Raw genomic sequence first — 25,375 nt, 5'->3', positions numbered from 1 at the left:
GGCGCACCTTAGGATGGGGTGTGCCTTGATGTGACTGAATGTTTTTTTCTATAGAAGTACCAGCATTGATTAAGCAATTTGATTTGATAATGATTTTTCTCATAAAATGCTTTCTGCATCTGATTTTTCAGCCAGTTGGGCATCGCCCATTCCTCCTTTGATCAAAACAGTGGGTGTACCTTCAATGTATGCAAAGAGGAAATTGTCTCGTTCGAGGTTTTTATAGAAAGGAACGATTTTGATTGAACGAGAGAGAGTTACAGCAGTTAACAGAAGACATTTCAGAGCAGTTCTTTGGTAAGGTGTTTCGCCATCAGGCTGTTTTCAATCCCCGTTTAAAAACGACAGGCGGGAGATATTTACTTGGAACACACAATATCGAATTGAACCGCCGATACCTAGAAGAACATGGACGAGAAGAATTAATCGGAATCATCAAGCATGAGCTGTGTCATTATCATCTGCATCTTGAGGGAAAAGGCTATCAGCATCGTGACCGTTCCTTTAAAGAGTTATTAAAACAAGTAGGAGCCCCGCGTTTTTGTACAGCGCTAAAGACCGTACAAAATAAACGACGTGGACAGAAGCGACAAGAATATGTTTGCACAGGATGCGGTCAGTATTTTATCAGGAAAAGGCGAGTTGATACCTCTCGTTATGTGTGCGGCGTCTGCAAAGGAAAATTAAAATGGCAGCGTACAATCGGTTCAGAGTGATATGCATTCCTTTATGGGATGCTTTTTTTGTGAGATGAAGTAGACATATTGAGACAAATAGAGACGCGAGTCTCATTTTGTCTCTTTTTGATCGATGGGAATCGCTCAAATCCTCAGCTTTCAAGCGCCATGATGTTGGCACGCTTTTTGCTTGTATAGAAGTGCAAGCAAAAAAGATAGGAGGTTTTATCATGGAAATGGCACTTACAAAAGAAAAAGCCGTTTGGATGTATCAAAAAATGCAGGAAATTCGCCAATTTGAAGATCAAGTACACATGCTTTTTACAAAAGGGATCTTGCCAGGTTTTGTCCATCTTTATGCTGGTGAAGAAGCTGTTGCTGTAGGAGTCTGCGCTCACCTGAATGAACAAGACAGTATTACAAGTACACACCGTGGCCACGGTCATTGTATCGCCAAGGGCTGTGATCTAAAAGGAATGATGGCAGAAATCTATGGAAAAGCCACAGGTCTTTGTAAAGGTAAAGGTGGATCTATGCACATTGCAGATTTTGATAAAGGAATGCTCGGTGCCAACGGGATTGTTGGAGGCGGCTTTCCACTTGCGTGTGGGGCAGCCCTCACGGCTAAATATAAAAAGAAAGATAATGTAAGCGTTTGCTTTTTTGGGGATGGTGCTAACAATCAAGGGACTTTTCACGAAGGAATCAATCTCGCTGCCATCTGGAAACTGCCAGTCATTTTCATCGCAGAAAACAATGGTTACGGGGAAGCGACGCCATTTTCGTATGCTTCAAGCTGCAAATCGATTGTGGATCGAGCCGCCAGTTATGGTATTCCGGGTATTCAAGTGGATGGAAAAGATGTGACAGCCGTTTATCAAGCAGCAGAACAAGCGATAGAACGAGCAAAAAATGGAGAAGGTCCGACATTGATTGAATGCATGACATATCGGAATTATGGTCATTTTGAAGGAGACGCTCAGCGCTACAAAACCAATCAAGAAAAAACCGAACATCAAGAAGAGAAAGATGCCATCACTCTTTTTAAAAATGAATTATTAAAGCAGCAGCTGCTAACAGATCAAGAAATATCAAGTATTGAAGCGTCTGTAGCAGAAGCGATAGATGAAGCCGTGAGATTCAGTGAAGAAAGTGAATATCCAGATCATACTGAATTGCTAACTGATGTGTATGTTTCGTATCAATAAATCTGAAAGGAGAGAGGGAAATGACAAGAGAAATCAGCATGTCTAGTGCTTTGAATGAAGCGATTAAACTGGCAATGAGAAGAGACGAAGATGTCATTTTAATGGGGGAAGATGTTGCGGGAGGTGCTCATGTAGATCACTTACAGGATGATGAAGCATGGGGCGGTGTTCTTGGTGTAACAAAAGGGATTGTTCAGGAATTTGGGCGTGAACGTGTCCTTGATACACCGATTAGTGAAGCTGGCTATATAGGTGCGGCCATGGCTGCTGCTTCAACAGGGCTAAGACCAATTGCTGAACTCATGTTTAATGATTTTATCGGTACTTGTCTCGACCAAGTGCTGAATCAAGGCGCAAAATTTCGATACATGTTTGGCGGAAAAGCAGAGGTGCCAATCACGATTAGAACGACCCATGGGGCGGGTTTTAGAGCAGCTGCCCAGCATTCGCAAAGTTTGTATGCACTATTTACAAGTATCCCTGGATTGAAAGTAGTTGTGCCTTCTTCACCATATGATGCCAAAGGGCTGCTGCTGGCAGCCATCGAGGATCAGGACCCTGTCATCTTTTTTGAAGACAAGACGCTTTACAATATCACAGGAGATGTGCCGGAGAGGTATTACACATTGCCGCTTGGTCAAGCAGATGTGAAGAGGGAAGGTTCTGATGTAACCATCTTTGCGGTGGGCAAACAAGTGTATACAGCACTCGAAGCGGCAGAGCAATTGTCTGCTCAAGGTATTGAAGCGGAAGTAATTGATCCAAGAAGCTTGTCGCCGCTCGATGAGGAGGCCATTCTGACTTCAGTAGAAAAAACAAATCGACTTGTCATTGTCGATGAAGCAAATCCAAGATGCGGAATTGCCGCAGATATCTCTTCTTTGATTGCAGATAAAGGATTTGATTTACTGGACGCACCAATCAAAAAAGTGACGGCTCCTCATACACCGGTGCCATTTTCACCGCCTCTTGAAGATATATATTTGCCAACACCCGATAAAGTTGTGAACACAGTATTAGAGATGATTGGCAAGAGGCATGACAAGATCTTGAACTAGAGAAAGGAGAGAGGGAGATGGCTGTCGAAGTTGTGATGCCTAAATTGGGCATGTCGATGAAAGAAGGAACGGTATCTGTCTGGAATAAAGAGGTCGGTGAGACCGTAAGTAAAGGAGAAAGCATTGCAAGCATCAACTCCGAAAAAATTGAAATGGAGATCGAATCACCTGCTGAAGGAACCATTTTGGATATAAAAGTGTCTGAGGGAGAAGGTGTACCGCCCGGCACGGTCATCTGCTATATCGGTGAAGGAAATGAACAGGTGGAGAGAAAGAAAGAAAAAGAAATCCAGTCAAAACCAAAGAAAGAGAGAAAGAAAATCTCCCCTGTTGCCCGTAAAATGGCGAATAGCGCAAATCTAGACATTGATACGCTAGTGGGGACAGGACCAGGTGGAAGAATTACGAAAGAGGATGTGCTTCGTGCACTTCCTGAACGGAAAGAGAAGAAACAAAACGAGACAGTGCAACAGCCTATTAACATGATGCGGAAAACAATTGCCTCAAGAATGATGGAAAGCCTGCAAACAAGTGCACAATTAACCATTACGATGAAAGCGGACGTGACAAAACTGACAAACCTACAACAACAGCTGAATGAAACAGCCATCGCACGTTACGAGACAAAGTTGACCATCACCGATTTTGTAGCCAAAGCAGCAATCCTATCGTTGTTAGAACATCCTGCGATGAACAGTCAATATCATAACGGAGTTGTCGAAACCTTTGAGAATGTTCATCTTGGGATTGCTGCTGCGTTAGATAACGGATTGGCTGTACCGGTCATTCGGCATGCGGAGCGGTTAACGCTGATAGAGCTGGCGAAGGGCATTAAATTGTATGGTAAAAAAGCACGTGAAGGAAAGCTTCTACATGACGAAATCAAAGGTTCTACCTTTACCATCACCAATCTTGGAGCGTATGGTGTAGAGCATTTCACACCAATTTTGAATCCGCCGGAAGCGGGGATCCTTGGCGTCGGAACAATGTATGACACCCCTGTTTATCGAGAGGATGAATTGTGCAAAGGGACCATCCTACCACTCAGTCTTACGTTTGATCACCGCGTGCTGGACGGGGCGCCTGCCTCTGCATTTTTATCAACGGTCAAAGCACACTTAGAAGAACCATTATCCATTCTTTTATAGAAAGAAGGTGAATGTACCATGACACTGGTCATTATAGGAGGCGGACCAGCAGGTTATGTGGCGGCCATAACAGCCGCCCGTTTTGGCAGAGAGGTTGTGTTAATTGATCAAGGTCAGCTGGGAGGTACCTGCCTCAATGAAGGCTGTATCCCGACCAAAGCACTTTTGCAAAGCGCCGATATGTATGAGCATGTGAAATCGGCTGGACATTTTGGAATTGAGCTTCCAGAACATGAGCCTATCATTCAATGGAATGCTGTCCAAAAGCGGAAACAGTCTGTCGTCAAGCAGCTCACTGATGGTGTTCGTTACTTGATGAATAAAAACAAAATTACCGTGGTAAATGGGAAGGCTTCATTTCTATCAGCACATGAGCTATTCATAGAAAGTGAAGGAAAGTCTGAAATCATTCAAGCAAAACAAATCATTATTGCAACAGGGGCTGTGCCTGCGGCTTTACCGTTTGCACCTTTTGATGGCGAATGGATCATTCACAGCAAGGACGCCATGTCACTTTCTTCGATCCCAGATTCACTTTGTATCATTGGGGGCGGGGTGATTGGCTGTGAGTTTGCGAGCATCTTTAGCAGAATGGGATCAAAGGTTGTCATGGTTGAACGGACAGTGCACATTTTACCAGAAGAAGATCGTGATACAGCACAATGTCTTCACGAGCAGCTCGAAGAAACGGGTGTAAACATTTTGACGTCCGCCGCAGTCAAACAGCTTGATTCCTCTTCAAGAAAAGTAGTGGTGGAGAATAATCAAGGAGAACGTTGTGACATCCAGTCGGATCTTTGCTTAGTGGCGATTGGCAGAACTCCGCAACTTGGAGAGTTGAATCTTGATCAGATTGGAATTGAATTTGATAGAAACGGAATCTACGTCAATGAACATATGCAAACCAATCTCCCGCATATTTATGCGTGCGGTGATGTGACAGGTGGTGTCCAGCTTGCTCATACTGCCTTTCATGAAGGGACGGTTGCGGCTTCCCATGCATCAGGTGAACATCTAAAGGTCAATGAACAAGTGATTCCGAGGTGCATCTACACCTCTCCAGAAATCGCGAGTGTTGGTTTAAATGAAGAGAGTGCTAGAAAACAATATGAGGAGATTCGGATAGGTACATGTGCATTTTCTGCAAATGGAAAAGCATTAATCTTAAATCAACCAGCCGGTCACGTAAAGGTCATTGTAGAGCCGCAATATCAAGAAATATTAGGCGTTTCAATCATTGGACCGAATGCAACAGAAATGATTGGACAAGCGGCGGTGATGATGCATGCAGAGTTGACCGCCGATACATTAGAGCAGTTTATTGCGGCACATCCGACACTTTCAGAGGCAATACACGAAGCCGTTCTGCAAACCATTGGAAGAGCGGTGCACTGCTGAAAGAGACTCCTTTTCTATCCAATTGACTTCTTGGGTTAGCCAATGATAATTGAAAGCGCTTTTATGTTTATCTATAATGAATAAAAAGCCCCCAGAGGAGAGGATGGAATGAATCCGACGCCTTGTTATTTAAATACGTGGAAACGTTTTGTTCGTGAAGGTTTGCTTGATCAGTCTCGTCTGAATAAGAGAGTGGCAGAATCATGGCACAGGTGTAAACAGGCAAATGTGAATCCGTATTTAGATAAAGGACAGTCGTTGTTAGAAAAGGAACGATTCAGTGCCCAAAAAAAGAAATATTCATTATTCCTAAATGCGGCTCTTCCTTACTTAAATAAAATCAATCAGCAATTAAAAGATTCTGATATGCTGGCCTTACTCATCGATGCAGATGGTTATGTGCTAAGTCTGACAGGAAGCGAAAGAACGATGGTGGAAGCCAGAAGAATTAATTTTATGGAGGGTTCACGCTGGACTGAAACAGATGTAGGGACAAATGCGATCGGAACGGCACTCGTCATCGGAGAAGCGGTGACGATCAACGGAACGGAGCATTTTTCTATCGCCTCACATCATTGGAGTTGTTCAGCTGCTCCAATTCGCGATGCGGACGGTACAATCATAGGGGTGATTGACATTTCCTGTATGACGGATAACAAGCACCCTTTTATGCTTGGAATGGCTTCAACGGTTGCTTATGCCATAGAGAGAGAAATTCAAGTCGAGCAAAAAAGGAGAGAGATGGAACTGATCACTCATTGTCTCCAGCAGGTGGAAGCAGATGAACCGTATGTGGTCTGTAATGAAAAAAAGCAAATTGTGTCTGCCAGCAGGTCGATAAGAGATCGATTTTCAGACTGGCATGGAATGGATGTTGAGCGGCTTAAGGATCATCCATTTGTTATCCGGGGAAAGCAGATCATTCAATCAGAGCAAGACGGGAAGGTGCTAGGCATATCCCTTTCTCTTGAAGAAGCAGCGAAAAGCAGCATGACCGTTTCTTTTGCTCAATTTCCCGGGGAATCAGGAACAAGTAAGGTATTTCAACAGACGCTTAGTGAGATGAAGAGAGCGGCACAAACAGATGCTCATGTGTATATTTGGGGAGAAACAGGGACAGGGAAGGAACTCGCCGCTAGGGCCATTCACTCCGCCAGTGAAAGGCATAAAGGGCCGTTTATTGCTGTTAATTGCGGAGCCATTCCTGAAAGCCTGTTAGAAAGTGAGCTGTTTGGCTATGCTGAAGGTGCTTTTACAGGAGCAAAACGTCACGGAGCTAAAGGGAAATTTGAACAAGCCCATAAAGGAACACTCTTTCTAGATGAAATAGGCGAAATCCCATATGCGATGCAAGTAGCGCTTCTTAGGGTGATAGAAGAAAGGGCAGTCGTACCGCTAGGCGGGACACACGAAATCCCTTTGGATATTCGAATCATTACAGCGACTCACCGTAATATGAACGAACTGCTGAAGGAAGGAAAAATACGAGAAGACTTGTATTACCGTCTTCATGTCTATCCGATCAATATCCCGCCGCTTAGAGAAAGAAAAGAAGACATTCATGATTTGTATCGTTATTACCAAAAGAAGCATCACTGGAATGCAGCGTTTCCTGAATCATTTTTTCAGAAATTACAGGCGTATCATTGGCCAGGGAATATACGAGAGCTTTTTAACCTGTTTGAACATCTAAGGGTCCTCTTTCCGAAAGGTGGATGGATTGGTGAATCGCAATATGCTTCAGTATTAGAGACGATTGATCAGAAAAAACAGAAGCTGCATCCAGCGGAGCAACCCGAGACTTCAAAAGAACTCACATTCAGGGAACGCATTCAAAAGCAAACAGTGATAGACGCACTGCATAAAACAAAAGGTCATGTGTCAGAAGCAGCGAGGTTAGCAGGAGTGCCAAGAAGTACTTTTTATAAGTGGATGCGAAAGTTTCATTTGTCTTAATCTTATGAGGAAGGGTGCATCAAGGCCCTTGGTCTACGTGGAGGTCGGGGGCTTTCTGCCAAGTTAAACAAATGGCATGGAAAAAGGCTTGACTGTTATATTAGTATATGTTAAATTATAAAAGCCGTCGCAAATGAAGCAGGAATGAAACGTTTAAAAATTCTTGACACATTTTTCTGGCATAGATATAATGAAACATGTCTCATTATTCCGCAGTAGCTCAGTGGTAGAGCTATCGGCTGTTAACCGATCGGTCGTAGGTTCGAGTCCTACCTGCGGAGCCATAATGGAGAAGTACTCAAGTGGCTGAAGAGGCGCCCCTGCTAAGGGTGTAGGTCGCGCAAGCGGCGCGAGGGTTCAAATCCCTCCTTCTCCGCCATTATCATATGGCCCGTTGGTCAAGCGGTTAAGACACCGCCCTTTCACGGCGGTAACACGGGTTCGAATCCCGTACGGGTCATGTTTTCTTTTTTATGTTGATTCGTTGGGCTATAGCCAAGCGGTAAGGCAACGGACTTTGACTCCGTCATGCGTTGGTTCGAATCCAGCTAGCCCAGCCATTTTTTTATATATGTTTTTCTGCATAGCAGATGAGCCATTAGCTCAGTTGGTAGAGCATCTGACTTTTAATCAGAGGGTCGAAGGTTCGAGTCCTTCATGGCTCACCATTGTCACGCGGGTGTGGCGGAATTGGCAGACGCGCTAGACTTAGGATCTAGTGTCTTTATGACGTGGGGGTTCAAGTCCCTTCACCCGCATTGTTTTTAAACAGTGCACTTATGAATATATGAGCACATCATACACGCGGTCGTGGCGGAATGGCAGACGCGCTAGGTTGAGGGCCTAGTGGGTGAATAACCCGTGGAGGTTCAAGTCCTCTCGGCCGCATCTAAGAAACCAAAGGTTTATAGACCTTTGGTTTTTTTGTGTTATTTTCAATATTTTTATTTTGGAGAGAAAAATTTGTATAATATTATATTCCTCGAGTAAGAGCATTATATGATCTGTGTTAAATTTTTAAACTTCCCCCCTAAGTTTGGTTTTGTTACAAATTCGTCATAAAATGTGAAATATTTTCATTGTATGGATGTCGAGTATATTTCGAAATTTAATAATCTTCAAGGTCTGTATTTAAAAGAAGATAAGCATTTGTTAGACCGATGTTTTGGGTTCTTAAAAAGTAGGAAAATGTATAATGATATTGAAGATTTTGAATTAGAAGCAGCTGAATACTTTAGAAGAGCTGGAAGATTTGAAATGGCTACCAAGCATGTACCTTTTGCAACAGAAAAATTAATGTCATGTCAATTGATGGTTTATTTTTTATCAAGTAAATTTATGATACGTTTTCCCCGTCCACCTCCAGTTTCTAAGGAATGATGTGCTTTGGCAACATCAGATAAACGATAAATGCTATCAACAACTGGTCTGACCTTGTTGGAATCTACATAAGATGCTAATTCTTTTAAAATTTCATTTTGGGGGTTTGCGCTGAATGTGCGAACTCTACGAGAGCCGAAAATAGTTGAAGTTAATATATATATGAAGGACGAAAAACTAGGAAATCCAATAGTAACCATTCTACCGTTCTTTGCAAGCAAGCGTCTATAATGTTTAAGGTCAGTTCCCACAGTGTCCATGACTACATCAAACTTTTTAAGATCAGTAGGAGATGTTTCTTTATAATCAAATACTTCGTCTGCACCTAGCTCCTGAAGAAAAGTAAGATGTTTTTCGTTTGCAAGAGCAGTTACATGAGCACCTAACATTTTTCCAATTTGAATCGCAATGCTTCCGACTCCACCACTTGCACCACGTACAAGTAACTTTTCTCCTTTTCTAAGGTTCGCTTTATATTTTAAGGCAATAATTGCAGTAGCACCTACGCCAGGCAATGCCGCGGCTTGTATGAGATCAATCTTTATAGGAGTTTTAGATATTTTCTCAGGTGATATAGCTACATATTCAGCAGCACTACCAACTTGGTTCCTTAAATTAATAGGGAGAACCCCCCACACATTATCACCTAATTGATAACTTTTTACGTTCGACCCTACTTCAACAACCTCTCCAGAAAAATCTGCTCCAGTCCCTTTAGGGAATTGATTACCCGTTAATAGTTTTAACTTACCTGATCGAAACAGTGTATCCATAGAGTTTACACTCGACCCATGTACACGAATGAGTACTTCTCCAGGTTCTATAACTGGTCTTGATATAAAATCTTCAAAAAGAACATTCGGTGATCCATAATTAGTGTATTGTGCAGCGCGCATCTTCTCATTTTTCATTTACTCACTCCATCTCCTTGAAAAAGTATTAACTTGAAGGATTTTTATAATCAATTTAGCTCTCTATTACATGGATGACACGGTTTACATATTTGATTATAATAAATGGAATTGATTTAACAAGTACGCAATATAAACTGCTTAAGGAAGGAAAAACTGACTAAGGGGTGGATAAAATATGACTGAAAGTGAGCTGAATAAAGCGATAGCTCCAGCGAGTTATGCATTAAATATATTAGCAGGAAAATGGAATTTAAAAATCTTAGCTGTACTATGTAGTTACAAGGAGATTCGATATAATGAGTTAAAGCGTAAAGTGTATGGAATTACAGGAACAATGCTCAATCAATCATTAAAGGACCTGATTGAAAACGGAATTGTTCAACGAGTTCAGTATAATGAAGTTCCATCAAGAGTAGAATATTCATTGACTGGGGCAGGACTAGAGCTGATCCCTATATTCGAACAACTTCTTTTATGGGGCGAAAACCAATTAGAAAAATCAAAGTCATAATAAAATCCATCTGCGTGAGAAGTTCGTTGGGGAATCATAGCATAGCTTCCTAACAAAGATTTTATTCACTTTAAGCTATGATGAAGAAAAACAACAAAAAATCTTGAGATTACTAGGGAAGCGCTAGAAAAGGGGATGCAAATACATGTCAATTTATCATAAAGTCATTGGAGAAGGATTTCCGATCGTGATATTGCATGGTTGGACACTTGACCATCAAGTGATGTTACATGCATTGGAACCGGTATTTGAAAAACAAAGCGGTTGGAAAAGAATATACATAGACTTACCGGGTATGGGACGTTCCCACCCTCACCCATCTATTCAGAACTCTGACGAAATGTTAGAAGCGGTATTGCGTCTTTTGGACGAGATGATCCCTGATGAACAGTTTATTGTTTGTGGTTATTCGTATGGAGGGTACATAGCTAGAGGTATTGTTCATTCACGCCGGGAAACCGTTCGTGGATTACTGCTTGTGGCCCCAATGACTATACCTGTATTCGATAAAAGAGTCGTACCAGAGAAGACAGTTCTAAAAAGTGACAGCCACTTGATATCGCATTTGTCTTCAGAGGAGGCGGATGCATTTTGCTCCATGGCGGTTGTGCAAGGAAAAACGGAATGGGAGAGGTTTCGCGATGAAATTTACCTTCCTTCTAAACAAACAAATCATGAATTCATCAATAACATTCTTCAAAATGGGTATGGCTATACCTTCGACATTTCAGCTGAATTTCAGTATCCCACGCTCATGATCACAGGGCGTCAAGACGATGTAGTCGGATATCAAGATGCGTGGCGGCTGATCGAAGACTATCCAAGGGCCACTTTTGCAGTGCTTGATATGGCTGGTCACAACCTGCAGATTGAACAACCCGATGTGTTTCATTCATTAGTCCATAACTGGTTAAACAGACTTGAGTCGGAAAATATGTAGTTGTTCACCTTTGTATAAATAGAAATTTTCTTGATTCGGGTTCGTGGCTGTATTAATGATTTTTATAGTTTGTGAACGAAAAAGTCCACTCATCTTATGTGAGTGGGCTTTTTGTATGAGTTATCATATAATAAATGTCATTCTAATCGATCGAATGGCTTCAAACTATTGAAATTTCCAACTAAACAACGAAATGATAAGGTGGGGTTGAGCTTATGCTTGGATTGCCAAGAGGGGAAGTTTTTTTAGTTCCCTGGTCTGCTGAATGGGGCAAAGAATTTGAAAGGGAAAAGAAACGCATAGTAGAGGTCATTGGTCAGTATACAGTGAATGTGCATCATATTGGAAGTACAGCAGTTAATGGTTTGAGTGCGAAACCCATTATTGATATTGCGATTGAAATAGATTGTTTTTTTGACGGGAAACAGTGTGTAACAGCTTTGCAAGGGCTTGGTTATTCATATAGAGGGACCAAAGTTTTACCTGAGAGACACTATTTTAACAAAGGAGAACCACGTACTCACCAAATTCATATGTATCAAACAGGCAATAGATATTTACTTGAACAGTTAAATTTCAGGGATTATTTAAGAAGTAACAAATTAGTAAGAATTGAGTACGAGCAACTCAAACTGAACCTATCTAGCTTAATTAAAAATGACAAACACAAATATGCCGAGGGAAAAACTAACTTTGTCCAATCGATTTTAGAGAGAATTTAGATAAAGATTTCTTTTCATGCTGAAAAAAGCTGATTTTATGCACAAATGATTGAACAGAGCTAAATAAACATTTCATCATTAAATCTCTGTCTTATTTGTGTTACCATAGCACATTCGGTGCTCTTTTAAATCCTAAATTGCAATAATTTCCGATTCATGTTACAATAAGAATAATTATTTTTGTTCGGCGTAAAGGATAGCATGAAGAAAGACTTTTCGTCTTGAGGATACTTTGGGCAAGGATAGTATAATACATTGTGTGGTAACGCACTAGGAGGCAACAAACATGGAACAAGGTACAGTAAAATGGTTTAACGCAGAAAAAGGTTTTGGATTTATCGAACGTGAAGAAGGAGACGATGTATTCGTACATTTCTCAGCTATCCAAGGTGACGGATTCAAATCTTTAGACGAAGGTCAAAAAGTAACTTTTGACGTAGAGCAAGGTTCTCGTGGAGCTCAAGCTGCTAACGTTCAAAAAACTGCTTAATCTTCATTTTTTAAAACAGGTTCTCTGTAGAGAGCCTGTTTTTTTGTGTTTTCATTTATTTCTGCAATAAAAAACCCTACTCAACGTACAAGTAGGGAGATGTTACAAGGTAATCGTAAAAAAATTCATGCTTCAAAGGTTTATCAACAGTATAGCATATTGGATTTACAATATGCGGAATTTGCTTAAATAAATTCTTTTTTCTTTACTGGTCGAAGATAGAGGGATTTGTTCGTAGAGAAAATGTATTCAAAAAGTGGGGAAGCAGGTAGACAATATTAGCAGAAACTCTTGATTTGTTTTTCAGTGATTCCTTTGATGACTTCTAGCTCACTAATCAAATAACCATAAGCATCGTCGAGCATTTTCTTTTCGCTTGCATTCAGTTTTTTTTCTTTCTTCATTCGCATGAGATCACGTACCACTTCAGCGCCTTCTAGTATGTCGCCCGTTTTGATTTTGTCGGTGTTGATTTTATATCTCTCTTTCCATGGCAATAACTTATCTGATGTTCCATTTTGGAAAGTGTGTATGATGTTCTTTAAGGCAAGTATATCTGTAACAGGTCTTATCTTTGACCTTGACATCTTCCTTGTAGGAATCATCACTTTCATATGGCTAACGGCCATCTTAATGACATAATACGATTGTTTTTCATCAGAGAATTCTTTTTCTTCTATGGCTTCAATTATACCTGCTCCGTGCATTGGATAAACAATATTATCACCAATTTGAAACATATCATCCGCCTCCATATCATGTATCTACTTTAAGGGTACCACACTTATGGGTAAAATAATCAAATTTTTAATAATAACATGTTTATTTATTTTTTGTCAATAAATTTTGTTCTAAAAAAGAGAGATTTTTTATGGAAATTTCGGATGATTTTTGAGTATATCCTCAAGAATCCTTGCTACAAGAAAAACAGGATATCGACCATTAAAAAGACCAGCCATTGAGCTAGTCTTTCCAAATAGAATCCGATCATAATGTCGAAATATCAATCACAAACCGATAACGCACATCACTATTGAGCACACGTTCATATGCTTCATCGACTTGGTTTGCGTTGATCACTTCAATTTGTGGTGCGATATTGTGAGCAGCTGCGAAATCGAGCATTTCTTGTGTTTCTTGGATGCCGCCAACGAGTGAGCCGGCGATGCTGCGACGTCCCGTAATTAATGAAAACACATGGAAGTTGTCTGGCTTTGGTGGTGCACCGACGTTTACTAATGTTCCGTCAACACGAAGTAAGGACAAATAGGCATCCACGTTGATATTGGCAGAGACGGTATTGAGAATGAGGTCATATTGACCGGCTAGTGTCTTAAACGTATCAGGGTCACTTGTAGCAAAATAGTCTTTTGCACCAAATGACAGCGCCTCTTCTTTTTTATTCAAAGAGCGGCTTAATACAGTCACTTCAGCGCCAAGTGCGCGTGCAAATTGAATGGCGACATGACCTAGACCGCCCATTCCGACAATCGCCACTTTTTTGCCAGGCCCAGCCTTCCAGTGTTTTAACGGAGAATACGTTGTGATGCCGGCACAAAGAAGGGGGCTGGCGACATCGAGGGAGAGCTGGTCAGGAATATTGACAACAAATCGTTCTGTCACAACAATTTTCTGACTGTAGCCGCCGTAAGTTGGTTCTCCATCATAATCCAGGTTATTATAAGTTTGAACGACTCCTTTCTTGCAATATTGTTCATCTCCATTTTGGCAATATTCACATGTACCGCAAGAATCGACAAAACAACCGACGCCTACACGATCACCAATGTTGAATTTCGTGACAGCATCCCCAACAGCTGAAACAACTCCAGTAATCTCATGACCCGGAACCATTGGGAAAATACCGCCGCCCCATTCATCAAAGGCACTGTGGATATCTGAATGACAGATCCCGCTAAACTGAATATCAATTAAAATATCATGTGGACGAAGTGCTCTTCGTTCAATGGTTGTCCGTTCAAAGTTTGCTTTTGCATGGGAAACACTTAAAACGTTTGATTGGTGCGTCTGACACATTCTTGATCATCCTTTCAAAAGTAAGATTCGGTCCTTCCTCTATACTGTACGTCTTAAAGTGAACTTTAAGTCAACATAGAACCCTCTGATCGCCTCAATTCAGGCTTTAGCATCAACCTTGAATCAAGATTTGAGCCAAAAGTATCTTGTCTTCTCGATAAAAATGGAGATGATGGGAAAAGGGAGATCGTCAAGTAAGAGAAAGAAGAGAAGGGTGAAAACAATGAAAATAGCACAAGCCGCCAAACAGCTCGATTTATCTACTGCTACGCTCAGGTATTATGAGAATATAGGTTTAATTAGACCGATCAGGCGTGATGAAAATGGTGTTCGTGATTATACAGAAGAAGATATTCAGTGGATAGAATTTATTAAATGTATGAGAAATGCGGGTCTGTCAATTGATGCTCTTAGAGAATATACGGCTTTATTTATCGAGGGAGAGGATCGTACATTGTCCTCAAGAAAGAGTATTTTGGTCAATGAGAGAGAAAGACTCGTAGACAAACAAAAGGAAATCGAAGAAACGATTAAACGGTTAGATTACAAGATCGAAAGTTATGAAGATATTATCCACAGCTATGAACAAAAACTAGTTCATCAATTAAAAACGAGCTCTATTTAAATGAAGAAAAACCTGTGACTTGTCACAGGTTTTGTGATGTGGTTATCTTTTTGTGTAACGCACCCAATTGTAATGAGCGTAAAGTGGGGTAACACCGTTGTAGGAGCCGAGCCATTCATCGACACCTGCACCATTCCATAAGTTCATCATAATCTTTCCAGGTGTTTGAGGGATTTGAGTAGTAGCCGTATGTTTTAATTGACCGTCCACATACCATTTAATTGAGTTAGGCTGCCAGTCGAACGCATATGTGTGATAAGAGTTTGCTGCATCAAAACCAAGGTTGACGATTTTTTCATGATTTCCGACACCATTGGTATAATAATTAAACTGAACCTTTGTCGTATCTTTTCCTAGAAATTCGATGTCGATTTCATCCCAAGGCGTACCATCAGTCGGTCCCGTATAAGTAAAGAACGAAGACACGATCCCAACATTTTTGGCTGGTTTCATGCTGACTTCATAAAGCCCATAGCCATATGTTTGAGTAGAACGGTTTTCTCCGCAGTCAAACTTATTATAGGAAGGACTTGTGAGCGATAATCGCATTTCCCCTAACGACGTCATGGAGACATTGTTTGCGCGCCACGTACAGTTAAACATATTTCCGTTTGAGTACCCATCGGCTTTTTGCCATAACCCGGTATTATAGTTGTTGAACGGTTCATAAAACGACCCACCCGTTTGTGCCGAGGCACTTGCAGCAAATGTGGACAAACTTAAGAATAATCCAGTGACAAGCAGCATCAACATTCGTTTTACACGGTAAGACATGAAGGCATTCCCCTCTCTTTTTGAAAGCGTTTTCTTTTTGATCATACATGATTCTCTTAACATGGAAAATCGGTCTAATATATGATATTAAAGGAGACTTTTTGCTAGATTCTTCTCTTCTTTCATGAGAAGTTATGAAAGAGAATGGTATAAACAGAAAAAGGCCAAAAACTCATAAAGAATAGTTGAGTTTTTGGCCTTTTTTATTTTAAAAAACTTTTGCTTTTTCTTTAGCTTGATCAACTGCCGCTGTTTTAATCTCTTCGGCTAAATGGGGTGTATAAGATATGCCTTCTACTAAGATCTTATCAAAGGAAGTTACACCGATGAAGTTTAAAACGGTTTGTAAGTGTCTGCTGCCAATTTCCTTGTCCTGCTGGGGTCCGGTCGTATAGATGCCCCCGCATGCCTGAATGTGAATTGCTTTTTTGTTATTTAATAGTCCAATAGGTCCATGTTCTGTATATTGAAAGGTTTTACCGCGCATACAAATGGCATCAATGTAGGCTTTCATGACAGGTGGATGTGAAAAATTCCACATAGGATTGACGAACACGTACTTGTCGGCCTGACAGAATTGATCAAGCAAATGTGCAAGGGCCTCTAATTTTAACTGATGATCTGGCTGTAATTCGTCAAATGATTGTCCAGATTGCAGCTTTGCCCAAGATTCAATCACATCTTGATCAATTTGCGGGATGTCTGTTTTATATAAATCAAGGCGAACCACTCGATCTTCTGGATGTGCTTCTTGATAGGCGCTGATGAATGCTTCTCCAACAGTTAAGCTGTATGATTTAGAAGGACTGCTTGGGTGTGCGGTAATATATAAAAGGGTACTCATAATGTTTCTCTTCCTTTCAAATGTAGTTTAAAGGGCAAATTGTGCGATTCCGTCTCCATAAGACCAATTATCCTGGGTTACTTCGATCAAATTGATAAATAGATCTTCTGTTCTTACGTTGGCGGATTGGTGCAATTGTTTGCTTAATTCTTTATAAAATCCCTTTTTCATTTCTGTTGGACGGCCAATATTTAAAAATATTTGTACGATCAACAATTCATCAGATCGTTCAATTTCTAAACAAGTCGGATGAAAATTGAAGTTTTCTTTCTCGAGTTCCTCTATAATTAAAAAACGATCATCACTAGGAACCTTTAGGTGGTCAACAATGACCTGTCCAATTATGTCTCTTATTTCGTTTTTAGCCTCAAGGGAACGACCTTTGATCATAGATACACGGGTTAAAGGCATATTCATCACTCCTATTTGTTTGATGGGTACATGATGATGTTACCGCTAGAGAGGAATTTTAAGAATGTAGGTTAGTTCGTGTTTGTTCGTCTGAATAAAAGAAAATTGAATCTGGGTGATAAAATGACAAACCATGAAGCTTGGATTGATCAACTCATAAAACAATTAAGGACAAGACCGCCCCGTAATGCCAGCACAAAAATGAGGCAGATCGATTTAGCAAGGTTGATCGGTGTAGATACTAGAACTGTACAGTTATGGGAAAACGGTGAGCGTATGCCAAGTGTAACGAACTTAAAAAAGCTCATTTATACTTTTTTGATAGAAGAAAAGTTTATAGAGGGTCAAGAAAAACAAGAAGCTCAACACCTTTGGGGAGCAGCAAAACGAGCGTTTGAGGCAAATTCTTTATCAAACCGCTCCTTTCCTTCATTCGATGATGTTTGGTTTAATCATCTGCTCACTCAGCGTGAGTTAAGTGATCTGAACCTGATTGACACGCCAACGGAGACATTACATACAGATTCATTACAAACTGTGATGGGGAAAAGAATGGACCACTTTATCGGCAGAAACAAGGAAATAGAGGATCTACATCGTTTTCTAGCGACGCCTCAATGTGTAACGGTTGTAGGTCCTGGAGGAATTGGGAAGACATCTTTAGCGATGAAAACAGCTCAAACTCTGTCAAATCTATATGAAGATGGTATGTATGTATTGGAGCTCTCCTCACTTCAAGATCCAGCTTTATTCACACATTTTCTTTATTCACAGCTTGAAATAAAAGAAAGGTCCAATCAGCCAGAATTACAATCCATCCTCGAGTTTATCGGTCATAAAAAACTATTATTCATTTTTGATAATTGTGAACACCTGATTCAAAAATGTGCAGAATTCATAGATCAGCTTCTGTCTGCTGCACCAAATATCAGTATTATCGCAACGAGCCAGGAGCCGCTCAATATTCAGGCAGAGCGGGTATATCGGCTCTATCCCTTAACAAAACCAAAGAAAGATGAAAGCTATCAGATGGAACATCTACTAGAATTTGAAGCGGTTCGTCTTTTTATTGAACGTGCGAAATCCATTGTTCCTGATCTCGTTATCTCTCAACACAATATACAACTCATCGCTGATATATGTACAAGGCTGGAGGGGATACCATTAGCTATTGAATTAGCTGCTTCCCGTCTGAATATCTTGACACTAGAGCAGATCTTAGAGCGGTTAGATCAATTGCTCTCCTTCCTAACACAAGGAAAACGAACGGCAGCCCCGCGTCAACAGACTTTAAAGGCTGCGATTGAATGGAGTTATCAATTGCTGACACAAGAGGAGCAAAAATTACTTAGAAAAATAAGTGTGTTTGTAGGCAGTTTTACTTTAGAGGCCGTTGAAGAGGTTTGCGGATCATCTTCTCTAATAGAGGGAAAGAGTGACGAAGTGTTACATTTGGTTTCTAGCTTAGTGAATAAGTCATTGCTTTCGATTGAACAGTCAATAGACGGGCGTCGAGTGAGGTACTTTTTATTAGAAGGAATTAAACAGTATGCACAAGAGCAGTTCAATGCATTAGAAAGTGAGGAATGTAGAAAAGTCATTCGTTTTCAATATGTGACGTACTATCAACAGTTTGTTCTTGAAATGGATAAGAAGTTTAGAACATCAAGCCGAGATATTATTCTAGCATCCATCAGAGATGAATATGCTCATATTCTTCATATCCTCACATCCTGCTATACACAGACTAATGAACAAGAGAAGAGAATAGGTTTGAGTATAATTGGGGCGATGTATTGGTTTTGGGTGCATGAAGGCAGCACAGATGAAGGAGTTCTTTGGTTTGAGCGTTTTCTCAGTGTACTGCCAGCAGGTGATGGGCATGATTCATTGCTGGCAAAAGTATATCATGGACAAGGCGTCCTGCTCTTTATTTTGGGACAGGATAATCAGTCACTGATCAGTGCATCTAAAAGTTTAAAAATAGCCCGGAAATATAAAATGTCTTCTTATATTTCATCTTCTCTGCGCTTAATGACTTATATATCTTTAAAGACTCACTCCTTAGAGGCAGCCAAACGTTATATTAAAGAAAGCATAGAGGTAGCTACAAGAGCAAAGGATGGATGGAATAATGCTAGTTCTTATAATGCGTATGGTTTGATTCAAATGAAGCAAGGAAATGATGAGCAAGCAGCTAAACTGTTCAAGAGCAGTATTGAGTACTTTGAAGAAGTAAACGATAAGTGGGAGCTGTCAGCACCATATGAGAACCTAGGTTATCTAGCTTTGAAACAAGGCCATACTAAACAATCTATTCGGTATTTTAAAAAGGTCCTGACGCTGGGATTAATGTATCAAGGCGGATGGATTTTCACTCGTGGATTAATAGGAATCATTCTTTCATTAGTGGCAAGACAATGCTATCACGAAGCAAGTATCATGATTGGCGTGTTTCAAAAAATAAATAGAGCTTCATTTCAACAGCCTGTGACTGAAGATTATCAGCAGGCACTCATTCTTATCAGACAGAACCATGATCACCATCTGATAGAAGAAGCAGTAAGGTATGGGGAACAGCTTTATAAGGATGAGCTCATCACATGGTTGGATGAATATGAGAATAAGACAAAGGGCTAAAAGATCATTTTAGCCCTTCATCAAAAATCTGAAAAGGTCTTTGTCTAAGGCCTTTTTTCTATGCTATTTCATGTCTTACCGTGGCTGGGCAATGTCAACTAGGCACTCCACAAACTCTTTCTTTCGCGAGTAGAAAGGAAAATGATCAGCATCAAGGGTATAAATACGCTCAAAAGGTCTAGTGGCATACATCTGTCTTTGCAAGTCAATCGGAATGGAGCGGTCTTTTGTTGTTTCAATATAGACGCTAGGCACATGTCCAAAGCGTATATTTGTTAGAGATACCTTATCTTCAAAAGGCTGAACAGGCTGTGGGCGTATATTCCTTTTGAACAATTGCAGATCTTCCTCCGAACTTTCGTTGAGCATATCCTCTGCAATGAATTCTTCTATTAATGTGAGGGTCTGATCCTTTTCGTTCAACGCTGCTTTAGGACCACCTGATGCAATATCACTGACGGCCTGTCCATTCTCTGGAACAAAGGCGCAGACGTATACAAGTTTTTTGATCTTCTCTGGTATTTCCTCTGCTGCTTGTGATATGACCATTCCGCTCATACTGTGTCCTACTAAAATGACAGGCTGGTCTATTTTTTCAATTGTTGAAACAACTTTTTTTACATAGCTTTTTAGTGATACGTCCTGTGGAGGCGTAACATCTTCGCCGCTGCCAGGTAAATCAATTGCAACTACTTTATGACCTTTTTGTTGAAGAGCAGGTGTTATTTGGTCCCAGCACCAGCCACCTTGAAATGCACCATGAACGAATAGGAATGTATTCAATAAGATCACCTCAATTGTTTGATGTAACTATTATAGTTACACTTAGAGATCCAGTCAAATGATATCGATTAAAAAAGAATGATTGACAAAGCGGACAGTTGTCCGTAAGATAATACCGGTACAATTGTCCTAATGAAAATGAAAGAAATTTGATTTACACATAGAGATATATGCAAGGTGGATGAAGGTAAAGAAGGTGAAGCATCATGGAAAAGGATATTGGAAAGGAAATTGAAGAGGTCGCTTTTTCTTTGTTTCAAGAGTTTGGTGTAGAGAATGTCAGTATGCATAAAATTGCTAAAACAGCTGGTGTTGGACAGGGTACTCTTTACCGCCGATATGCCAATAAAAGTGATTTATGCCTTTCGATCCTTGGAGAAAAATTTGAACAACTGATCCCTGCGTTGCATCTTTACTTAAGTAAAATCAGTGATCAGCCGGTTCGTGAGCGTTTACGATATGTTCTTGAAGAAATTCATCTCATCGTCGGTCATCATTTAGATTGGATTCGCATGCTCACAATCTCTGGGAACTTAGAGCAGACAAGTAAAGTATATGATTGTCATTACAGTCAATCACTCAAACAAATCATTCGTGATTTGCTCGAGGAAGCGAAAGTAAAAGGAGAAGCGAACATACAAGACATTGAGTTGACGACATTATGTATGTCCTCTCCAATGACGCCTGAACTCATGTTCTATATTCATGAATCCGGCTACTCAATCGAAAAAATTGCACAATTCGCTGCGGAAAAACAAATTTTATCTGTTTTTCAACGACAATGAAGTGGCTCATTTCTGACTAGCCTGACTTCCTAAGATTGCTCAATATTGAAAAAGAAAAGGAGCCAACTTAATATGAACAAACAGCAAACAGCAGCTTCCGACATTCGAACGCTGCCCATTATTATTTCATTTATCACAGCTGGATTTATTGGACTGTTTAGTGAAACGGCACTCAACATGGCGCTGAGAAGTTTAACATTAGACTTTGGTATTGAAGCAACGACTGCTCAGTGGCTTACAACCGGCTATTTATTAACACTAGGGATTCTTGTTCCAATTTCAGGCCTCATTCTTCAATGGTTTACAACAAGACAGCTTTTCATAACTTCACTGGTCTTTTCGATCATCGGTACATTTATTGCGGCCGTTGCACCAGTCTTCAGTATTTTAATGGTGGCACGTGTGGTGCAGGCAGTAGGAACAGCCTTGCTCCTTCCATTGATGTTTAATACGATTTTGGTCATCATTCCGCCTCATAAAAGAGGTAGATCAATGGGGATTATCGGACTTGTCATTATGTTTGCCCCAGCAGTTGGTCCAACGGTCTCTGGTCTTATTCTTAAATCGTTAACATGGCATTGGATTTTTTGGATTTCGCTTCCGCTATTAGTTGCTGCACTCGTATTTGGGTATATTTTTATGCAAAATATTACGGAACCCACAAGACCGAAAATCGACATTTTATCGATTGTGCTATCAACCATCGGTTTCGGTGGAATTGTGTATGGCTTTAGCAGTGCTGGTGAAGGCGGCGGCTGGAGCAGTATGCATGTGATTGTGGCGATTGTTGTAGGTGTCATTGGTATTCTTGTGTTCGCCCTAAGACAGTTAAACATGAAAGAACCGATGTTGAATTTAAGCCCATTTAAATATCCAATGTTTGTGATCGGGTTACTTCTGATTTTAGTGTGTATGATGGTGATGCTGTCTGCTATGATGATTTTGCCATTATATCTGCAAACGTCATTGGCACTTTCTACATTTACAGCAGGTTTAATGCTATTACCAGGTGGAATTATCAATGGACTGTTATCGCCAATCATGGGTGGGCTTTTTGATAAATTTGGGCCGAAGTGGCTTGTCATCCCAGGCCTTGTCATCGTTGCAGCGACCATGTTTGGCTTCACGAACTTAAGTGTGAATACGTCCATCGGTTATATCGTGACGCTTCATATTACGTTAATGATAGGAATTGCGATGATCATGATGCCTGCCCAAACAAATGGATTAAATCAGCTGCCGCCAGAGCTATATCCGCACGGTACAGCGATTATGAATACATTGCAGCAAGTGTCAGGAGCGATTGGGACTGCGGTTGGTATCTCGATCCTTTCATCAGGAGCGCGCAGTTTTATGGAAAATGTGGCTGATCCCGCAAATCCAGTCAATAAGCTGCTCGCCTTTACAAATGGCGTCCAGCATGCCTTTATCTTTGCTGTCATCATGACAGTGATTGGTTTGGTGATTGCTTTCTTTATTAAACGAGTGAAAGTAGAACAACAAGTATCATAATATATGAAAAGCACTGAGGACTTAGCGCCGCAGTGCTTTTTTTATTTACTCATAGGGGTGAATGTTTGTTTCAAAGGAGCTGAAAATGGGGAGATAGATAAAAAGCAACGACTCTCTGACGACATTGAAGGAAAAGGCGAAATTCGTAACGAATGGATAGAGATAAAAGAATAAGATAGGAGCTGAGATCATGAACTTAGACGAACAAATTAAAATGGCTGATTCATTGCGTCAACCAGCTGAAGATTCATTAGCTGGTCAATCAGAACTAAAGCCAGTCCACCCTCCTGAAGTGAACAAAATGGAATATGATATCCCAACGGGTGCTGGTGAAACAAAGGTGTGGGTATTTAAACCTGTGAAAACATTGAAACAACCCCTTCCTGTTTTCGTGAATTTGCATGGGGGCGGTTTTATACTTGGAAGTGCTGAAATGGATAATCATTGGTGTCCGGTCATAGCAGATCGTGCGGAGTGTATCGTTGTCAATGTGGAATATCAGCTGGCACCGGAACACCCTTTTCCGGCTGCTCTTCATGAATGCTACGATGTGATGAAATGGTTATATGAACATCCTGATGAACTACAAATAGACCCAAATCGAATAGCCATTGGCGGTCATAGTGCAGGCGGGAACTTGGCAACAGCGGTTTGTTTGCTTGATATCCAAAAAGGGAACAAACTTCCGATTGTCTATCAAGTGCTTGACTATCCACCGCTTGATTTGGCTACTGATCCAGCACAAAAGCCAGCGTTTGAAGAAGCAATTCCAGTTGAAATGGCGAGACTGTTTAATGCCTTCTACCTGCAAGGTCAAGATCCGCACAATCCGCTCGTTTCTCCAGTCTTTGCAGAGAGAGAAGTGTTAGCACAAATGGCCCCAGCTCTTGTTATCACAGCTGAGAAAGATTCACTAGCTGAAGAAGCTGAGCATTATGCGGACAAGTTAAAAGAAGCAGGGGTAGATGTCACATACAAACAATTTAAAGGAGTCCCTCATGCGTTCACTCATGCCGGAGATTTAGAGATAGCTGAAGAGGCTTGGCATCTGATGAGCGATCAGCTTAAGAAGGCGTTTGAATAAGAAATATTCGGATATCAGTAAAAAGCACAGACCTTTTTTTCTGTGCTTTTTTTGTGTTCTTGCTGACGTCCTGAAAAGAAGTGTAGATACAACAATCACAACTGTCGATATAATAGAAAGATAGAAGACAACTAAAAAAGGAGCTAATAGAATGAAAAAAGAGACACTACAGGCATTTTGTCTTTCTTTACAAGGAGCAACCCACGACTATCAACCTGAGTGGCAGGCAGATCGTTATCATATAGGTGGAAAGATGTTCGCCATGATGGGGGGAGACGTCGATCGCAAGCCAGTCATCACTTTAAAATGTGATCCGCAACGCGCTGAAGAATTAAGAGAAATGCATGAAGGAATTATTCCCGGCTATTACATGAATAAGACGCATTGGAATTCTATTTATCTTGATGCAGATATTCCATCTTCATTTGTCGAAGAGCTAATTGAACATTCCTATCAACTGGTTTTTCACAAATTAACAAAAAAAGCTCAGCAGGCTATCCTCCAACATGATTCAAAAGAAACCGATTAAATGCTGAACGTTCAGTTGTTCATGTCTCTTTGAATCTCTTCAAAATTGACTAGAGTCACATGCTCTCGCTATACTTTAAACAGCTAGAAGATACGAATAGGGGGATATACAATGGGCTATACAGTCATTACAGGGGCAAGTTCAGGTATTGGATATGAAACGGCTTTGGCCTTTGCAGCAAGAGGAAAAAATCTGATCTTAGCTGCACGCCGGCTTGATAAACTCCAAGAACTGAAAGAAAAGATTCTAGAAACATATCCCGATATTCAAGTGAAAGTCCAGTCTGTTGATTTAACAGACAGAGAGCAAGTGTATTCTTTCTATGAGTCATTAGCTGGTGATGAGCTGGATACGTTCATTAATAATGCTGGGTTTGGCCATTTTGGTTCAATAGGAGAGCAGGATGTGAAAAAAATTGGCGACATGCTTCATCTCAATATTGAAGCGTTAACAATTTTATCCACTCTGTTTGTCCGTGATTATGAGCAAAAAGAGGGGACGCAGCTAATCAATATCTCTTCAAGAGCGGGTTATACCGTCGTCGGCAATGCTGTCACTTATTCAGCCACGAAATTTTATGTGAGCGCCTTTACAGAAGGGCTGGCCCTAGAATTGAAAGAAAAAGGAGCCAAATTACAGGCAAAAGTATTAGCGCCTGCTGCGACAGAATCGGAATTTGCAAAGCGTTCATTAGATGTCGATCAATTCGAATATGAAGGCACTATCAAGAAATATCACACATCAAAAGAAATGGCAGCGTGCTTGCTTGAGCTTTACGACAGTTCAAAAACAGTTGGTATCGTTGATGGGAAGACATTTGATTTTGAATTGAAGGACCCCATTTTTTCACACGCTGGCACAAGCATGAAATAAAAAGTTCCAATCACTGAGGATAGATTCTCTTAGTGATCAGCAGGATACCGAGCCGAAAGATGTCTTGGATAATGTG

At 40.7% G+C, this 25,375-nt stretch carries 25 protein-coding genes and 7 tRNA genes; 24 read left to right on the top strand and 8 right to left on the bottom strand.

Annotated features, from left to right (window positions below; genetic code table 11):
- Positions 1-8: 8 nt before the first annotated feature.
- On the bottom strand, positions 9-143 hold the full coding sequence (gene cmpA, locus MHI20_RS17640) for a cortex morphogenetic protein CmpA (RefSeq protein ID WP_008346893.1): 135 nt from the start codon (positions 141-143) through the stop codon (positions 9-11).
- A gap of 99 nt (positions 144-242) precedes the next feature.
- Between cmpA and MHI20_RS17635 the strand changes: the two genes are divergently transcribed.
- The 13 genes from MHI20_RS17635 (at position 243) to MHI20_RS17575 (ending at position 8,333) form a co-directional block, all read left to right on the top strand.
- A complete protein-coding gene (locus MHI20_RS17635; protein ID WP_268413042.1) occupies positions 243-716 on the top strand; it encodes a SprT family protein in 474 nt (157 codons plus the stop codon).
- A gap of 191 nt (positions 717-907) precedes the next feature.
- Positions 908-1,885 (top strand): thiamine pyrophosphate-dependent dehydrogenase E1 component subunit alpha, encoded by a 978-nt coding sequence (locus tag MHI20_RS17630; protein ID WP_340940212.1) that lies wholly within the window; start codon positions 908-910, stop codon positions 1,883-1,885.
- 20 nt (positions 1,886-1,905) lie between these two features.
- Positions 1,906-2,943 carry an alpha-ketoacid dehydrogenase subunit beta gene (locus MHI20_RS17625; RefSeq protein ID WP_277519646.1) on the top strand — a complete coding sequence of 346 codons (1,038 nt, stop codon included), beginning with the start codon at positions 1,906-1,908 and terminating at the stop codon, positions 2,941-2,943.
- 17 nt (positions 2,944-2,960) lie between these two features.
- The gene (locus MHI20_RS17620) at positions 2,961-4,091 is read left to right on the top strand and encodes a dihydrolipoamide acetyltransferase family protein (RefSeq protein ID WP_340940207.1); all 1,131 of its coding nucleotides are present in this window, start codon (positions 2,961-2,963) and stop codon (positions 4,089-4,091) included.
- Between the two features lie 18 nt (positions 4,092-4,109).
- Positions 4,110-5,489, top strand: coding sequence for a dihydrolipoyl dehydrogenase (gene lpdA, locus MHI20_RS17615; protein WP_340940205.1), 1,380 nt, complete (start codon positions 4,110-4,112; stop codon positions 5,487-5,489).
- 108 nt (positions 5,490-5,597) lie between these two features.
- On the top strand, positions 5,598-7,445 hold the full coding sequence (locus MHI20_RS17610; RefSeq protein WP_340940203.1) for a sigma-54-dependent Fis family transcriptional regulator: 1,848 nt from the start codon (positions 5,598-5,600) through the stop codon (positions 7,443-7,445).
- Positions 7,446-7,654: 209 nt separating this feature from the next.
- Positions 7,655-7,729, top strand: a tRNA-Asn gene (locus MHI20_RS17605).
- 4 nt (positions 7,730-7,733) lie between these two features.
- A tRNA-Ser gene (locus tag MHI20_RS17600) sits at positions 7,734-7,824 on the top strand.
- A 9-nt stretch (positions 7,825-7,833) separates the two neighbouring features.
- A tRNA-Glu gene (locus tag MHI20_RS17595) sits at positions 7,834-7,905 on the top strand.
- A gap of 25 nt (positions 7,906-7,930) precedes the next feature.
- Positions 7,931-8,005 (top strand) — tRNA-Gln (locus MHI20_RS17590).
- A gap of 32 nt (positions 8,006-8,037) precedes the next feature.
- A tRNA-Lys gene (locus MHI20_RS17585) sits at positions 8,038-8,113 on the top strand.
- A 7-nt stretch (positions 8,114-8,120) separates the two neighbouring features.
- Positions 8,121-8,203 (top strand) — tRNA-Leu (locus MHI20_RS17580).
- Positions 8,204-8,249: 46 nt separating this feature from the next.
- Positions 8,250-8,333, top strand: a tRNA-Leu gene (locus MHI20_RS17575).
- A gap of 428 nt (positions 8,334-8,761) precedes the next feature.
- On the opposite strand, the gene MHI20_RS17570 is transcribed toward MHI20_RS17575, so the two are convergent.
- On the bottom strand, positions 8,762-9,736 hold the full coding sequence (locus MHI20_RS17570) for an NAD(P)-dependent alcohol dehydrogenase (RefSeq protein ID WP_144668427.1): 975 nt from the start codon (positions 9,734-9,736) through the stop codon (positions 8,762-8,764).
- A gap of 178 nt (positions 9,737-9,914) precedes the next feature.
- Between MHI20_RS17570 and MHI20_RS17565 the strand changes: the two genes are divergently transcribed.
- From MHI20_RS17565 to MHI20_RS17550, 4 genes are all read left to right on the top strand, one after another.
- Positions 9,915-10,250 carry a winged helix-turn-helix transcriptional regulator gene (locus MHI20_RS17565; RefSeq protein WP_034666063.1) on the top strand — a complete coding sequence of 112 codons (336 nt, stop codon included), beginning with the start codon at positions 9,915-9,917 and terminating at the stop codon, positions 10,248-10,250.
- Positions 10,251-10,395: 145 nt separating this feature from the next.
- Complete coding sequence (locus tag MHI20_RS17560) at positions 10,396-11,190, top strand: alpha/beta fold hydrolase (RefSeq protein ID WP_144668425.1); 795 nt, start codon at positions 10,396-10,398, stop codon at positions 11,188-11,190.
- Positions 11,191-11,405: 215 nt separating this feature from the next.
- Positions 11,406-11,912: a GrpB family protein gene (locus tag MHI20_RS17555; protein ID WP_144668423.1), complete on the top strand. Its 507-nt coding sequence runs from the start codon at positions 11,406-11,408 to the stop codon at positions 11,910-11,912.
- A 286-nt stretch (positions 11,913-12,198) separates the two neighbouring features.
- Positions 12,199-12,402 (top strand): cold-shock protein, encoded by a 204-nt coding sequence (locus MHI20_RS17550; RefSeq protein ID WP_003214229.1) that lies wholly within the window; start codon positions 12,199-12,201, stop codon positions 12,400-12,402.
- A 278-nt stretch (positions 12,403-12,680) separates the two neighbouring features.
- Here MHI20_RS17550 and MHI20_RS17545 read toward each other — a convergent pair whose 3' ends face one another.
- The gene (locus MHI20_RS17545; protein WP_159145435.1) at positions 12,681-13,142 is read right to left on the bottom strand and encodes a CarD family transcriptional regulator; all 462 of its coding nucleotides are present in this window, start codon (positions 13,140-13,142) and stop codon (positions 12,681-12,683) included.
- Between the two features lie 247 nt (positions 13,143-13,389).
- The gene (locus MHI20_RS17540; RefSeq protein WP_050826995.1) at positions 13,390-14,439 is read right to left on the bottom strand and encodes an NAD(P)-dependent alcohol dehydrogenase; all 1,050 of its coding nucleotides are present in this window, start codon (positions 14,437-14,439) and stop codon (positions 13,390-13,392) included.
- Between the two features lie 223 nt (positions 14,440-14,662).
- On the opposite strand from MHI20_RS17540, the gene MHI20_RS17535 reads away from it, so the two are divergent.
- On the top strand, positions 14,663-15,064 hold the full coding sequence (locus MHI20_RS17535) for a MerR family transcriptional regulator (protein WP_039169850.1): 402 nt from the start codon (positions 14,663-14,665) through the stop codon (positions 15,062-15,064).
- 42 nt (positions 15,065-15,106) lie between these two features.
- Here the strand turns inward: MHI20_RS17535 and bglS are convergent, their stop codons facing one another.
- From bglS to MHI20_RS17520, 3 genes are all read right to left on the bottom strand, one after another.
- Positions 15,107-15,838 carry a beta-glucanase gene (gene bglS, locus MHI20_RS17530; protein WP_024719190.1) on the bottom strand — a complete coding sequence of 244 codons (732 nt, stop codon included), beginning with the start codon at positions 15,836-15,838 and terminating at the stop codon, positions 15,107-15,109.
- A 208-nt stretch (positions 15,839-16,046) separates the two neighbouring features.
- Positions 16,047-16,682: an FMN-dependent NADH-azoreductase gene (locus MHI20_RS17525; RefSeq protein WP_024719189.1), complete on the bottom strand. Its 636-nt coding sequence runs from the start codon at positions 16,680-16,682 to the stop codon at positions 16,047-16,049.
- Positions 16,683-16,709: 27 nt separating this feature from the next.
- The gene (locus tag MHI20_RS17520) at positions 16,710-17,093 is read right to left on the bottom strand and encodes a tautomerase family protein (protein WP_024719188.1); all 384 of its coding nucleotides are present in this window, start codon (positions 17,091-17,093) and stop codon (positions 16,710-16,712) included.
- A 123-nt stretch (positions 17,094-17,216) separates the two neighbouring features.
- On the opposite strand from MHI20_RS17520, the gene MHI20_RS17515 reads away from it, so the two are divergent.
- The gene (locus MHI20_RS17515) at positions 17,217-19,733 is read left to right on the top strand and encodes a helix-turn-helix domain-containing protein (RefSeq protein WP_235673350.1); all 2,517 of its coding nucleotides are present in this window, start codon (positions 17,217-17,219) and stop codon (positions 19,731-19,733) included.
- Between the two features lie 75 nt (positions 19,734-19,808).
- Here MHI20_RS17515 and MHI20_RS17510 read toward each other — a convergent pair whose 3' ends face one another.
- The gene (locus MHI20_RS17510; RefSeq protein ID WP_235123210.1) at positions 19,809-20,525 is read right to left on the bottom strand and encodes an alpha/beta fold hydrolase; all 717 of its coding nucleotides are present in this window, start codon (positions 20,523-20,525) and stop codon (positions 19,809-19,811) included.
- 197 nt (positions 20,526-20,722) lie between these two features.
- On the opposite strand from MHI20_RS17510, the gene MHI20_RS17505 reads away from it, so the two are divergent.
- The 5 genes from MHI20_RS17505 (at position 20,723) to MHI20_RS17485 (ending at position 25,299) form a co-directional block, all read left to right on the top strand.
- Positions 20,723-21,301 (top strand): TetR/AcrR family transcriptional regulator, encoded by a 579-nt coding sequence (locus MHI20_RS17505; protein WP_039169846.1) that lies wholly within the window; start codon positions 20,723-20,725, stop codon positions 21,299-21,301.
- Between the two features lie 72 nt (positions 21,302-21,373).
- Positions 21,374-22,813 carry a DHA2 family efflux MFS transporter permease subunit gene (locus MHI20_RS17500; protein WP_041507133.1) on the top strand — a complete coding sequence of 480 codons (1,440 nt, stop codon included), beginning with the start codon at positions 21,374-21,376 and terminating at the stop codon, positions 22,811-22,813.
- A 190-nt stretch (positions 22,814-23,003) separates the two neighbouring features.
- Positions 23,004-23,897: an alpha/beta hydrolase gene (locus MHI20_RS17495; protein ID WP_281201678.1), complete on the top strand. Its 894-nt coding sequence runs from the start codon at positions 23,004-23,006 to the stop codon at positions 23,895-23,897.
- Between the two features lie 151 nt (positions 23,898-24,048).
- Entirely contained in the window at positions 24,049-24,426 is a 378-nt protein-coding gene (locus tag MHI20_RS17490; RefSeq protein WP_019743360.1) for an MmcQ/YjbR family DNA-binding protein, read from the top strand.
- A 111-nt stretch (positions 24,427-24,537) separates the two neighbouring features.
- Complete coding sequence (locus MHI20_RS17485; protein WP_041507603.1) at positions 24,538-25,299, top strand: SDR family NAD(P)-dependent oxidoreductase; 762 nt, start codon at positions 24,538-24,540, stop codon at positions 25,297-25,299.
- Positions 25,300-25,375: the final 76 nt, after the last annotated feature.

The organism is Bacillus sp. FSL K6-1106 (assembly GCF_038005245.1).
Classification (GTDB): domain Bacteria; phylum Bacillota; class Bacilli; order Bacillales; family Bacillaceae; genus Bacillus; species Bacillus altitudinis.
Note: the sequence above shows the minus strand (reverse complement) of the source record. Positions and strands in the feature narration are given on the sequence as shown.